Here is a 14,378-nt window from a genome sequence, read left to right as displayed (position 1 = left end):
GCCGCCCAGACGCTGTCCACCACCATGGCGCTGAACGCCCCCGCGTCCGCGTCCGCCACCGCCGCCCCCGTCGTCCTGGCCGCGACCTCCGCCGCGTCCTCGGGCGACGGCGGTGGCGCGGGCGGCCAGTACGGGGCCACGTCGATGAAGCCGTCCGGCTCGTGGACCGCGGGCGGTTCGGCGGGCTCCTTCGACTACGCCTACCCGATCGACGTACCGCCGTCCGTGACCGGGCTGGAGCCGACGCCCGACCTGTCGTACGACTCGGGGAGCATCGACGGGCAGGTCGCGTCCACCGAGGCGCAGTCGTCGTGGATCGGTGACGGCTGGTCGGCCGCGGACTCCTTCGTCGAGCAGTCCTTCCTCTCGTGCAGCGACGCCGTCGCGGGCAAGGATCTGCCGAGCGCCGACTCCACCGGCGACATGTGCTACGACGGCCCGCTGCTGACGCTGTCCCTCAACGGCTCGACCACGTCACTGATCTGGGACGCCGACAAGAAGACGTACGAGCCGGCCAACGGCAGCGGTGACGTCGTCGCCCACCACACCGGCACGGGCAACGGCAGCGGCACGTACAACACCGACTACTGGACGGTCACCGACCGCTCGGGCACGGTCTTCTCCTTCGGCCTCAACAAGCTCCCGGGATGGACCGACGGCAAGCCCACCACGCATTCCGTCGACACCGAGCCGGTGTTCTCCCCGGAGTCCTCCGGCCCCTGCTACAAGTCCTCCGGTTTCGCCGACTCCGTGTGCACGATGGCCTACCGCTGGCACCTGGACTACGTCACCAACCTGCACGGCGGGGCGATGGCGTACTACTACAAGCAGTCGACCAACCACTACGGCGAGCGGGACGGCGCCGCCGACGGTGTGTACGTCCGGGACAGCTACCTCGACCACATCGACTACGGCTTCACCGACGGCAACGCCTACGGGACCGTGCCGGACAAGGTCGTCTACGACAGCGGCGACCGCTGCGGCCAGGCCAGCTGCCCGGCGCTGACCAAGGACACGGCGTCGAGCTGGCCGGACGTCCCCTTCGACCTGCTGTGCGCGAAGACGTCCGGCTGCGACAGCTACGGCCCGGCCTTCTTCTCCACCGTGCGGCTCTCCTCGATCAGCACCCGGCAGTGGGACGGCAGCGCCTACCGTACGGTCGACTCCTGGGCCCTGGACCAGTCGATCCCGACGACGGGCACCTTCAACACCTCGACCCTGTGGCTGAAGTCCATCGCGCACACCGGCAGCGACACCACCGCGGGCGGCCCCGCGGTCACCCTGCCCAAGGTGACCTTCGCGCCGACGATGATGGCCAACCGCGTCAACTTCACCTCCGGTGTCGGCGGCGGCCTCGGCCCGCTCAACCGCTACCGCATCGGCTCGATCACCACCGAGACCGGCAGCGTCATCAGCGTCACCTACGGCCTGGTCTCGGCGTGCACGCCCAGCAGCATCCAGGACCTGGACCCGAAGACGAACACCTCGTCCTGCTTCCCGGTCCGCTGGAGCCCGGACGGCGTGAACACGTCCTACCTGGACTGGTTCAACAAGTACGTGGCCACCTCGGTCGCCCAGTCCGACCCCTCCGGCGGCTCCGCCGGTCTCTACACGTCGTACAAGTACCTCGGCCCGGCCGCCTGGCACTACGACGACAACGAGCTGGTCAAGGCGAAGTACCGCACCTACGGCCAGTGGCGCGGCTACGGCGACGTGCAGGTCCGCACCGGCCAGGGCACCGACCCGCTCACGCTCTCCGAGTCCTGGTACTACCGCGGCATGGACGGCGACTGGCTGTCGTCCACGTCGAGCCGGTCCGTCACGCTCACCGACTCGCAGGGCGGCAAGCACCCCGACACCGACGAGTTCGCCGGCCAGGCGATGGAGAGCGCCACCTACACGTACGACGGCGGCCCGGTCGACCACTCGACCATCAACTCCTACTGGCTGTCGGCGTCCTATGCGAGCCGCACCCGCAGCGGCCTGCCGCCGCTGACCGCGCACGCCATGGGCCAGGTCGAGACATGGGACCGCCAGGCGATCACCAGCACCTCGCCCACGACCTGGCGCACCACCGAGACCGACGTCAGCTTCGACACCGACCCGGACTCGCCGACCTTCGGCCTGGAGAAGTTCTCGTACGCGCACGGCGACCTCGCCAAGGCCGGGAAGACCGGCTCGCAGGAGACCTGCACCCGCACCACGTACGCCGCCGCGAACACCGCGCTCAACCTCAGCGGCCTGGTCGCCGAGACCGAGACCGACGCCAAGCCCTGCGGCGGCACCTCACCGGCCGGGGCCAGCGCCCCCACCGCCGCGCAGACCAACGCCCTGACCGCACCGGCCGGGCTGGACCGGGCCACCGACGTCATCTCGGACACCCGCACCTTCTACGACAACCAGACGATGGCGGCGACCTGGCCGCAGCCCGCGTCACCGGCGTGGCCGCAGCCCGCCCCGACGCTCGCCGACTCCTCCGTGCAGCAGGACGCCGTCGGTTACGCGGCGGGTGCCTTCGTCTACCGCACCGACTCGGCCACCGTCTACGACACCCACGGCCGCCCCACGGCCACGTACGACGGCAATGGCAACAAGACCTCCACCGCGTACACCGACACCTCCTACCTGACGACCACCGCGGTCAAGGCCACGAACGCCCTGGGCCAGAGCACGACATCCACGTACGACCCCGAGCGGGCGGTCACCCTGACCGCCACCGACGTCAACGGCGTCGTCTCCACCGTCCACAGCGACGGCCTCGGCCGCACGATCGCCGTCTGGCAGGACTCCCGCACCACCGACAAGCCCGCCAACCAGCTGTACAGCTACAGCTTCCCGGCCGAGGGCACGACCGCGCCGGTCGTCGTCACGACCAAGGTGATGAACGACAGCGGTGGCTACACCGCGTCCACCAACCTGCTGGACGCGCTGCTGCGCACCCGCCAGACCCAGGACCAGGCGGTCACCACGGGCACCGGGCGGATCATCAGCGACACCTTCTACGACACGCACGGCTGGGTCACCCAGACCAACGACGCCTACCAGGACGACTCGTCGAACCCCAACGGCGTCCTGGAGCAGACCGCGGACAACAACGTCCACCAGCAGACGATCACCTCCTACGACGGCATGGGCCGCCCGACCGTCGTCACCGGACTCGACGACAAGACCGTCCGGGAGGTCGCCTACAGCCAGTACCTCGGCGACCGCACCGTCAGCGTCCCGCCGCAGGGCAGGCCCGCGACCGCGATCACCGCCGACGCGATGGGCCGCACCACCGAACTCGACCAGTACGACACCGCCCCGACGGTGACGACCGCGACCGCGGGCGGCTTCACCACCGCGAAGGTCACCGGCGGAACGGTCCAGGCCACCCGCTACACCTTCGACGCGCTCGGCCGCGCCCAGCAGACCGTCGACGCCGCGGGCGACGTGTGGGGCACGCGGTACAACTACCACGGCGACGTCACCGGCTCGACCGACCCGGACGCGGGCAGCACCCCCGCGCAGTCCCCGATCGTCTACGACGGCGCCGGCAACCAGGTGCAGTCCACCGACCCGGCCGGGCACACCCTGTCCTTCGTCTTCGACAAGCTCAACCGCAAGACTGCCGCGTACGACGCGCCGCTGGCCGGGCAGTCGCCCGCCAACGAGGTCGCCTCGTGGACGTACGACAACAGCGACAACGCCGTGCCGGGCATGACCTATCCCATCGGCCACCTCACGGCGAGCCGGTCCTACACCCCCGCGGGCACCTTCGTCACCCAGGCCAAGGGCTTCAACATCTTCGCCGAGTCGCTCGGCGAGACGTACACCGTGCCCGGCACCAGCGCGCTGGCCGGCGACTACACCTACCAGCACAGCTACACCGACACCGTCGGACGCCCCAAGGCCACGCTCGTCCCCGCGGCGGGCGGCATGGCCAAGGAGGTGCTGACCACCGGCTACTGCGGCTACAACGGCATCGACCAGGAGTGCACGCTCTCCGGCAGCCACGGCTACGTCCAGAACGTCGCCTACGACGCGCTCGGCCAGGTCGCCCAGCAAGTCGTCGGCTCGGCGGCGGCGAAGGCGTACGTCACCAGCACGTACGACACCCACACCGGCGCGCTCACCGACCAGAACGTCGTCAACACCGCGGTCTCGGCGACCCCGATGGACCGCACGAAGTTCGCGTACGACCCGTCGGGCAACATCACCTCCCAGACCGACATCCGCGGCAGCGGCGCCACCGAGACGCAGTGCTACCGCTACGACGGCCTCGACCGGCTCTCCCAGGCGTGGACGAGCGCGAGCAGCGCGGCCGGCACCTGCGACACCGCCCCCACCCCGCAGACCGCGGCGGCCGTCGTGACCGACGGGGTGAGCGGCGGCGCGTACTGGACCAGCTGGAGCTTCGACACCCTCGGCCAGCCCAAGCAGCAGGTGCAGCACTCGCTGACCGGCGGCGCCGACACCAGCACGGTCTACGCGTACGGCGGCAGCGCCACCGGCTGCGCCGCCACCAGCTCCGGCGCCCACACCCTCGCCTCGGCGGCCACCACGACCGGCGCGACCACCACGACCAAGAACTACTGCTACGACAGCCTCGGCGACACCGTCTCCCGCCCCACCACCGCCGGAGCGCAGTCGCTCACCTGGGACGACGAGGGCCGGCTCAGCACCGCGACCACCGGCACCCACACCACCGGCTACCTCTACGACGCGGACGGCGGCGTCGTCGAACGCACCGACCCCGGCTCCGTCACCGTCTTCCTGCCCGACCAGCAGATCACCCTCGACACCGCGTCCGGCGACCTGAGCAACGTCCGCTCCTACGACCTGCCCGGCGGCGGCCAGGCCGTCGTCACCACCAAGGGTTACGGCTTCGAGTACGGCGACCAGCACGGCACCGGCACCCTCGCTCTCGACGCGACCGCCGCCAACCCGTCCTGGCAGCAGTACACCCCCTACGGCGCCCCCCGCGGCCCCACCCCGGGCAGCAGCTGGCTCGACCCCAACGGCTTCCTCAACAGCCCCCAGGACCCCGACGACGAACTCACGACGATCGGTGCCCGCGAGTACGACACCGATCTCGGCCGCTTCCTCTCCCTCGACCCCGTCCTGGAAACCGACCCCCAGCAGCTCAACGGCTACACCTACGCCTCCGCCAACCCCGTCACCTTCAGCGACCCCACGGGCCTCGACAACTGGTGGGCCGACCCCACCATGAACGTCCCCGTCGTCAAGGGCGCCAAGCCCATCTCCCAGAAACTCGCCCACGACAACGGCTTCGGCGCCCTCTGCACCCCCAAGACCTGCTCCGGCTACAACGACGCCGTCACCAAGGCCGACAGGGCCTACGCCGACGCCGCCGCCAAGGCCTACGCGGCGGCCGTCAAGGCCGCCCAGGAGAAGGCCGAGGCCCAGGCCCGCGCCAAGGCCAAGGCCGCCGCGGCGAAGGCGGCGAAGCGCCACTGCGCCTGGTACAACGTCGCCTGCCAGGTCAAACGCCACCTGGACACGATCATCAACGCGGCCGTCATCGCCCTCGCGGCGGCAGCGATCATCACGGCGATCGTGATCATGCCCGAGATCGCCCTCCCCATGGCGACCGCCTTCGCCGAATCCTCCCTGGCCACCGGCTCCCTGGCGATGGCCTCGGTGGCCGCGGCCTCGGCAGGCCTGAGCGTGGCGGCGGAAGCGGCGGGAGCGACCACGGTGGCGGCAGGCGCCGCGGTAGTGGCCAATCTCGCGGGCGCGAGCCACGCGGCGGGCGGGGGAGGCGGAAAGGGATGCAGTTTCTCGCCGGACACCCCCGTTCTGCTCGCGGACGGGACCACGAAGCCGATAGCGGAGGTCGAGCCCGGCGACAAGGTCGAGGCGGCCGACCCGGCGACCGGCAAGGACGAGGGCGGCCGCGAGGTCCAGCACCGGTGGATCAACCACGACACCGACCTCGTCGACGTCACTGTCCAGGGAAGTAACGGCAAATCCGCCACCCTGCACACCACGGCCAACCATCCCTTCTGGGATGACACCACCCACACCTGGACCTCCGCGGGTGACCTCAAGTCCGGTCACTCCCTCAACACGGAAACGGACCACCACGCCAAGGTCCTCACCGTCCACGCAACGCCGGGGGCGGCCGACCGCTACAACCTCACCGTCGAGCAGCTCCACACCTACTACGTGCTCGCGGGCGGAACCCCGGTCCTGGTCCACAACACCTGCGGGCCGGACATGGGCGCCGAGGCACGTGCCGCGGCGAAGAGCGCCCCCAAGGATGCGACGATGACGTCGGTTGCCAACATCAAGGGGACGAACATCGTGGAGCGCGGCTACTCCGGCCATTCCTCCACCCCTCCCTACCTCGAACCCGAGATCCAGCAGGCTGCTGAGGACGGCGGGCAGACCTTCCAGGGCAACGCCGCCAACTGCGCGGAGATGCGGGCCTGCAACGCACTCTTCGCCAACCACGGCGCGGATTTCGAGGAGGAGAACGGGAGACCGCTCCAGCTCAGCGACATCCAGTTCCTCACCGTCCGCAGCGCCACCGGAACCCCGGAAGCCGCGTGCCTGTCCTGCCAGAGCGCACTCGTCAGACGCGGCGCGACCGACCTGGCGGTGACAGGCCCTTGACCGCGGACCTTCACGGCATCCCCGACGGCCCCGGCCGCCTCCTGCTGGAGGCGGCCGGATGGAGACCCGGCCGCACCGTGGAAGTCTCCGGACTCGTCCGCGACATGACCGTGGTGGGCTTCGACGTGTCCGCGTCGGCCCGCCGCTTCCTGGAGTCCTTCCAGGGCCTGCACATCGTGCACCCCCCGAGTGTCACGGTGAACGGCCGGGAGCACTTCTGCCGGACCGATGTCGACCCCGCCCGGGTCTGCACCGAACGTGACGCGGACGTCGCCGCCCGGTGCTCCTCGGTGGTGGGCGAATCCCTCTGCCCGGTGGGCGTCGACGGCTTCCACCTGACCGTCTACGTCACCCCGTCGGGCCGGTTCTTCGCCGGCATGGACGCGTCCGTATTCACCTACGCGGACAGCACCGAGGAGTTGTTCACGAAGCTCGCAGCAGGCATCCGCCCGCAGCACGCTGCCGACTGGGAGCTGTGACGCGTCCACATGCCCCTGCACCGGGCACCTCCGACGGATCCTCCTGCCGCTCGTTCACCAGCGGCGGCCGCCGGGATCAGGGGCCGCTCCCCGCCCATGAACCGGTCCGCCGCCCAGAAGGCTCTGCCCAACGACTGCCGCCAATGCGCCATGTCAGGAGGATAGGCCGCCGGGGCCGCCGGGGCCGCAACGGACGGGCCGGTGGGGGACGGTGGTCAGGCGGCCGAGGCACTGATCGGTGACGGCGTGCCCGTAGTCGGCCGCAGTGGCGGAGACGTGGGGCCGTCGTGAAGCATGACGGAATCGACTCTCCGACGGATGGCGGCCAATGCGGTTCTCCCGTGAGGTGCACGAGGTACTGACCCGGGCCGGGTGGTTCCCGGCCAGGCAGGCCGAGGTCGATCTCTCCGGTGAGGGGCTGTCCGGTTTTGCCTGGCACCAGGCCGCGCGGCTCTTCCTCGCCGAGTTCGGCGGGATCTCGGTCGAGATCGAAGGACCCGGTGTGAACGTCGCGCGCGAGCCCTTCCTGTTCGATCCCGAGGTGGCGGTCGGGGAGGAGGACAGGTTCGAGGTCGCGTCCGAGCGCTTCGGCCGTGCGCTCTGCCCGGTCGGGGAGATCGGCAGGGGGGAGTTCTTCCTGGCGATCGACGAGGACGCGGTGATGTACCTGCTTGCCCGGGACGCGTTCTCCCTGGGCCCGGTTGACGAGGCCTTGGAGAAACTGGTCCTCGGCGTCAAAGCGACGAGGGTGACCCCCGAGTGACGAAGGGTGCCACGCCACAGCGCCCGCGCCGGTGAACCGTTCGGGACGGGGAGGGCGTCGGCCACGCCGAGCTCCTGCGCGAGCGCACGGACGGGCGGACGGGGGACTGACCGGGGCAGGGGGAGGCCCCCGCCGGTGGTCCGGCGGGGGCCTGGGGTCAGCGAGGCGTCAGGCGGCTGCCTTCGGGGGGCAGGGCTTGCCGTACTCGTCGTGGCACGGCTTCGGGGGGCAGGGCTTCTCCTTGGACTCGACGGTGACGGTGGCCCGGTCCTCGTTGGAGCGGACGGTGCCGTTCTCGGCGGTGGCCACCGCGGTGTTGGTGACCGAGCCGCAGGCGGCGTCCTCGTCGGTGACGGTGTACGTCCCCGTGCAGGTGGTGCTGTTGCCGGGCGCGAGGGTCGTCGCCTCGCACGTCACGTCGGTCACCCGGTCGTCGGTGACGCCGACACCCGTCAGCTCCGTGTCGCCGGTGTTGGTGACGGTGTAGGTGTAGGTCACCTCGTCGCCCACCTGGTAGGTGCGCGAGTCGTCGACGGACTTGGCCAGCAGCAGGCCCGTTTCCGCGGCGGTGCGCAGTGTGACGCTGTCGGGTTCGGAGACGACCTCCCGGCCGCCGGACCGCCCGTGTGCGGCGGCCACGTTGACGACCCGGCCGCGTGCGGCGTCCGCCGCGGTGACGGTGTACGTGCCCGTGCAGGTGGTGCTGTCGCCGGGCGCGAGGGTCGTCGCCTCGCAGGTGACGTCCGGTACGAGGTCGTCGGTGACGCCGACGCCGGTCAGCGTCGCGTTGCCGGTGTTGGTGACGGTGTAGTGGTAGGTCACCTCGTCACCGGCACGGTAGACGCGGCTGTCGTCGGCGGACTTCTCCAGCCGCAGCGCCAGCTCGGAGGCGACGATCACCGTGGCGTCGTCCGGCGGCGAGGTGACCTCGGTGCCGTCGGACCGCCCGTGCGCGGTGGCGGTGTTGGTGATCGTCCCCGCGTCGGCGTCCGCGTCCGTGACGGTGTACGTGCCCGTGCAGGTGGTGCTGTCGCCGGGTTCGCCGGACGGGGCGAGGGTCGTCGCGTCGCAGGTCACGCCGGTCACCCGGTCGTCGGTGACGGTCAGGTCCGTCAGCTCCTGCGGGCCGGTGTTGGTGACGGTGTAGTGGTAGGTCACCTCGTCGCCGGCCCGGTACTCGCGGGTGTCGTCCACCGTCTTCTCCAGCCGGACCCCGGGACCGGACTGGACCGGGAGCGTGACGCTGTCGGGTGGCGAGTCGACGGGCGTGTCGTCGGACCGCCCGTGCGCGGTCGCGGTGTTGGTGAGCGAGCCCGCGGCGGCGTCCGCGTCGGTGACGGTGTACGTCCCCGTGCACGTCGTCGTCGCGCCGACCGCGAGGGTGTCCTGCGGGCAGGTGATGCCGTCCACCTTGTCGTCGGTGACGTTCACCCCGGTCAGGTCGGTGTTGCCGCTGTTGGTCACGACGTACTGGTACGGCACCTGGCTGCCCGGCACCAGCGGCAGCGGCAGCGGCGGGTCCTGGGAGACCTGCTTGACGAGGTTGAGCTGCGGCAGCGCGGCCGCGGGCTGCACGGTGACGTTCCTGATGAGGTGCACGTCGGTGAACAGCCCCGTCGAGCCCGCGAAACCGAACTTGTACGTGCTCGGCACCGGCTGCGGAGCCGGGGCGGACAGCACCTGCTGCGTGCCGTTGCCGTCGTGGAAGTCGATCGAGACGGTGATGACCGGGTTCGGCGCCGGGGAGATCTCGACGGTCACCGTGCGCCGCGAGGGCTCCAGCAGCGCTTCGGCCTCCGCCGGGGTGGCGTCCGCGGGGAGCGTGGTCGTCGGTCCCTGGAGCTGTCCCGGCAGGGTCGAGGGCCAGGGTCCGGTGGTGGAGAAGTTGCTGGTCGTGGCGTCGAGGAAGCAGTAGCCCTCGGTGCCGTCGCCCGGTCCGCGCAGCGTCACCATGTTCTGGCCGGGCGCGGGGATGCGGAAGGACGTACCGGCGGGGGAGCGGGTGGCGCAGCCGTTGCCGCGGTGCTCCCAGTCGCCGAAGTAGTTGCCGAGGACGTCGAGGCCCACCCCGACGTAGCCGTGGTTGACGCCCGGCAGGAAGGTGGCGTTGGGGTCGTCGTCGGGCAGCTTCTGCGCGTAGCCGAGGCTGCCGCCGAACGCGCCGGGCGCGGTCAGCGACGCGGCCCCGTCGATGAGGAAGAACGAGATGCCGTCGGCGGGCGGGTTGGTCGTCGCCCCGTACTGCCACTGGTCGAAGGTGGTGACCAGGCCCTGGTTGGCCGGGAGGGCGTGGTTGTAGAGGACGGCCGCGGAGCGGTCGTTGCCCGCGTCGGTCAGCCGCAGGTAGCCGTGGGGCGCGGCGTCGTCCGGCGGCACCGGGCCCACCGCCCCGGCGGGGCAGCCGGTGAGCGGGTGGGTGCCGGGGCCGGGCGCCGGGGACTGGGGGGCGCCGGTCAGGCACGCGTCCCCGAACCCCTCGAACTCCGCGTCGGCGGTCGCCCCGGTGAACGTCTCGTTCACCAGCGGCACGCCCACGCCCTGCGCGGCGGCCGTCTGGGCCGGCAGGCCCATTCCTGTCGCGACCAGGCTCAGCACGCCGAGTCCGCCTGCGGCCCACCGCCCGAGCCGGTGTCGCCCGCGCCCGGCGGCGGGGGCGGGGGCTGGGGATTTTCTCAGGTTCATACCGCGCAACCTAGGGATCGCTCCCGGCCCCCGGGCGTAACACGCCTCCCGTCCCCGCCCGGCCATTCTTCCGGCGTAGGCATCGGAATGACGTCCCGCGCCTCAGCCGGGTGCGAGGGCCGAGACGATGCTGCCCGCCGGGAAGGACAGCCGGGCCACCGGGAGGACCCAGTCGCGCCAGACCGCGAGGGGCGCGGGCAGCGGGAGGCCGTGGGCCGTGGCCGCCCGCGTGACGTGGGCCAGGGCCGTGCGCAGCGCCTCCCACTGGGGGTCGGCGGGGGCCGAGGCGGGCGGGAGGGCCGCGCAGAAGTCCGGCCAGGCCGCGTCGGGACGGGCTGTCGCCTCCGCGTGGAGGTGCAGGCACAGCGCCGGGCCGAGGGCGGGGTACGCGACGAGCGCCGCGAGCAGCACCATGCCCGCCCGGTACGGGGGTGCCCCCGCCGGGCCGGGCCCCGTCTGCGCGAGGTCGGCCTCGCGGTGGGTCCGCCGCAGCGCGGTGAGCAGGCCGTAGCTGTTGGCCAGCCGCATCACGGCGCGGGGCGTCGCCACGAGGTGCGGCGGCCCGAGCAGGCGGAGCAGGGCGAGTTCGTCGGGCTCCAGGGTGAGCGGGTCGGTGCGTTCCACGACGCGGACGGCGTCCACGCGCGGTATGGCGAGGGCCATGTCGTCCTCGTCCCCGGCCACCACTCGGTCGGACGCCGCGTCCGCACCGCCTGAGGCCCGCGCGGCTTCCGGGCCGGGCGGTGGTGGCGATGCACCGGGCGGGGCGGGCGGCGGCGTCCGGTCGTCCCGCACGCCGACGAGCGTGTCGATCATCCGCGCGTACCCGCCCGCGTCCAGCGCGGGCAGCGTCAGCACGACCTGGAAGATCTTCTCCAGGTACTGGGCCGGTGTGGACGCCCCCATGCCCGCGGCGCCCTCGCCGGGCGTGGCGTCGAGGACGTCGCGGTAGTGCGCCGAGATCGCCCGCAGCAGCCAGCGGGGGTCGATCGCGACGACGACCACGAACAGCTCGACGGCGAGCAGGAGGTGGATGGCCTCCAGCATCTCGACGACCCGTGCGGGCGGGCAGCGGTCGAGGTCGTCGACGTAGATGATGATCCGGTCGATCTGCGGGAGCGCGTCGTCCGCCTCGTCGCGGGCGCCGGGGTCGTCCGGCCCGTGACGTCCGCCCCTGCCGTTCCCGCCGGGCGCGGCCCCGGCCCCTGACCCGTCTTCGCCCCCGGACCCGGCGTCCGCCCCCTCGTCCGGTGCGGCGGCCCGCCCCAGCAGGTCCGCCATCCGCTGGAAGTCCTCCCGGATCTGCGTCATGACGCCGAGCTGGCTGCGGTAGTCCCCGGCAGCGGCCCGGTCGCCGATCAGCCCGGCGAGTTGGCCGGCCGCCGTGAGGTCCTGCATCTGGCGCTCCAGCGCGGCCACTTCCGCCGCCGCCACCTCCGCGGCGGTCAGCAGCCTCGCCCGCTGCTTCTCGACGATCCGCCGTGCGCTGTACCAGGCACCTTGGAGGCGGGTCCGGGTCTCGCCGAACCGGCCGCGCAGCCATTCGGCCCCGAGGACCAGGGGGAGCACCCCCAGGAAGCTCCCGGACCAGGGATGTCGCGGCGTCCCGAGCGTCGTGAGCAACCCGCCCGCGACCGCCACCACGACGGGCAGGGCGAGGAAGACCGCCATCCGTGCCGTGCCGACCCCGCGCAGGACCGTCCGTAGCGTGAACAGGCGTTCCTGGACGGCGGAGGCGCCGATCGCGGCCTGCCGGTACAGCCGTGCCGAGAGGGCGTCCTCGCCGACCAGATCGGTGACCTGCCGCTGCTGCTCGGGGGACAGCGCATCCCACAGGTTCCGTTCCCGCAGGGCTTCTTCGAGGCGGTCGCGGCGTCTGCGGGCGGCGTCGAGCCGTGTCCGCAGGCCGCGCGCGGAGACCAGTTCGGCGGTCAGCCGGGACATGCTGCGCTGCGCCCCGCCGGGGTCGCCCGTGCCGGGCGGGGCGGCGAGCTGTGCGAAGAGCTCGGCGACGAGGCTCGCCCACAGCCCGGTCTCGGCGTAGTGCCAGGCGTTGAACCGCACTTGCCGTACGGCGTGATGAGCCAGCGGGTTGCCCGCCCGTGCCACCGTGTCCACCTGTTCCTGCACGAGGCCCAGGAAGTGGCTCTTGCCTTCCCCCCAGTCCCCGAACAGCCCCACGGCCAGCGGTGGCCGTGCCGACCGCGCCGTGACCAGTTCCGCGAGCGCCCGCGCCTCGTCGGAGCGCGCGAGCTCGTCGGCAACGCCGAGCGCGTCCGAGCGGTAGGCGGGGAGCCGGGGCACCGCACGGTCCTCCACGGCCTCCCACAGCTGGATGGATCCTTCGTCGCTGCCGACGGCCAGCAGCAACTGCCCGCCGTCGGACGCCCACGCCAGCGAGTGCACCCCCCCGGATTCAGCGCCGGAGGGTTCGCCGAGGGGAGCGAGGGAGTTCCCGCCCGCTTCCCACACGCGTGCGGTGCCGTCGTCCTCGCCGCCTGTCGCCAGCAGCGCGCGGCGCCCGCTCCGCGCCCAGGCCACCGCCCCAACCCGGCCGGTGTGGGCGGCGACGGGGCCGCCCACCGGGATGAGGGAGCGGTCGGCGAATTCCCACACCCGTACGGTGCCGTCGTCGTTGCCGACGGCCAGCAGGAGCCGCTCGTCGTCCCGTCCCCATCCCAGACGCCGGGCACCGGTGTCACCGGCCGTCGCGAGGAGGGCCAGCGATTCGTTGACGACGCCGTACACGGAGACGGTGCCGTCGGTGTGGCAGCAGGCCGTCAGGTGCCCCCCGTCGTAGGCCCACGCCATCGACCGAACGCCGATGGTGTGGCTGACGGTGGGCGGTTGGCCCAGGGGGCGGGCGGTCCCGCTGAGGGTCCACATGCGCACGGTGCCGCTCTGGGTGCCGGTGGCCAGCAGGAGCCGCCCGCGGTCCCGCACCCACCCCACCGAACGCACGTCGTCGACGGGGATGGTGCGGGCGCTGGCCAAGGAAGCGGGAGCACCCTCGTCCACATCCCACAGGGCGACGGTGCCGCTGCCGTTTCCGGCGGCGAGCAACAGGCGCGGGCCTTCGCGCGCCCAGGCCACCGAGCGCACCGCACCGCCGGTCAGGGGGAGCCCGAAGCGCGGGACGAAGGAGCCCCCGGCCAGCTCCAGCAGCGCCAGCTGGTCGCGGGAGTATCCGGCGGCCAGGAGCAGGCGTCGGCCGTCCCGTGTCCACGCCATCGACCGCACCGCGCCGAGGGAGGGGACCATGGATCTGCCCATGCGGAGGAGCCGGAGCGGGTGGTGTCCGGGTGAGGTGCCGGGCGCGGAGCCGGTGTCGGTCACGGTCCGATGATGCGCCGGCCTCCGGCCGCCGGACCCTGGAGTTGCGCAACCGGGACATTCACGGCCGTCAGGCCGTCAGGCCGACGGGTCGGACGGCGCGGCCGCCGCCTCCACCGCTTCCGCGCGGGCGAAGGTCAGGGTCCAGCGCTGACGCGGGTTGTCCGGGTTGGCCTGCATGGACACCAGCTTCCAGCCCTCCGCCTCGACGAAGCCGATGTGCACGTCCCGCACCTTCTCGTCGGCGAGGACGAGTCCGTGCACGTACGTGCTGTCGCCCCGTTCGCGCGCGGCGATCGCGCCCCGCATCTGCTTCTTGCGGGCCCATTCCTGCATGCGGCGTCCCATGGCGGTCCCCTCCCTGCCCGTCCCCGGCCGTCTCGGCGGGGGAAGTGGCTGGATCCTAGCGCCCGCCCCGGACGGTGAGGCCTGTACGGCGGCGCAGGTGGGCAGGGTGAGAGTGATGGGGACGACGCGCAGCAATGTCCGAACTGCAATGT

Annotated in this window: 6 protein-coding genes; 3 read left to right on the top strand and 3 right to left on the bottom strand. The window is 72.3% G+C overall.

Going from position 1 to position 14,378, the window contains the following annotated elements:
* Positions 1-24 precede the first annotated feature (24 nt).
* From ACWERV_RS24310 to ACWERV_RS24300, 3 genes are all read left to right on the top strand, one after another.
* Positions 25-6,621, top strand: a complete 6,597-nt coding sequence (locus tag ACWERV_RS24310; RefSeq protein WP_452936558.1) for a polymorphic toxin-type HINT domain-containing protein — start codon at positions 25-27, stop codon at positions 6,619-6,621.
* The gene (locus ACWERV_RS24305; RefSeq protein WP_452936555.1) at positions 6,618-7,100 is read left to right on the top strand and encodes an SUKH-3 domain-containing protein; all 483 of its coding nucleotides are present in this window, start codon (positions 6,618-6,620) and stop codon (positions 7,098-7,100) included. The genes ACWERV_RS24310 and ACWERV_RS24305 overlap by 4 nt, the downstream gene beginning before the upstream one ends.
* A gap of 328 nt (positions 7,101-7,428) precedes the next feature.
* Positions 7,429-7,863, top strand: coding sequence for an SUKH-3 domain-containing protein (locus ACWERV_RS24300; RefSeq protein ID WP_452936552.1), 435 nt, complete (start codon positions 7,429-7,431; stop codon positions 7,861-7,863).
* Positions 7,864-8,031: 168 nt separating this feature from the next.
* Here ACWERV_RS24300 and ACWERV_RS24295 read toward each other — a convergent pair whose 3' ends face one another.
* The 3 genes from ACWERV_RS24295 to ACWERV_RS24285 all read right to left on the bottom strand — a co-directional run bounded on the left by ACWERV_RS24295 (position 8,032) and on the right by ACWERV_RS24285 (position 14,226).
* Complete coding sequence (locus tag ACWERV_RS24295) at positions 8,032-10,545, bottom strand: DUF7507 domain-containing protein (RefSeq protein ID WP_452936550.1); 2,514 nt, start codon at positions 10,543-10,545, stop codon at positions 8,032-8,034.
* A gap of 102 nt (positions 10,546-10,647) precedes the next feature.
* On the bottom strand, positions 10,648-13,881 hold the full coding sequence (locus tag ACWERV_RS24290; RefSeq protein WP_452936548.1) for a P-loop NTPase fold protein: 3,234 nt from the start codon (positions 13,879-13,881) through the stop codon (positions 10,648-10,650).
* Between the two features lie 75 nt (positions 13,882-13,956).
* A complete protein-coding gene (locus tag ACWERV_RS24285) occupies positions 13,957-14,226 on the bottom strand; it encodes a hypothetical protein (protein WP_452936545.1) in 270 nt (89 codons plus the stop codon).
* Positions 14,227-14,378: the final 152 nt, after the last annotated feature.

It is taken from the genome of Streptomyces sp. NPDC004031 (assembly GCF_053604375.1).
The sequence above is the reverse complement of the archived record's forward strand: the minus strand, read 5'-3'. Positions and strand labels throughout refer to the sequence as shown.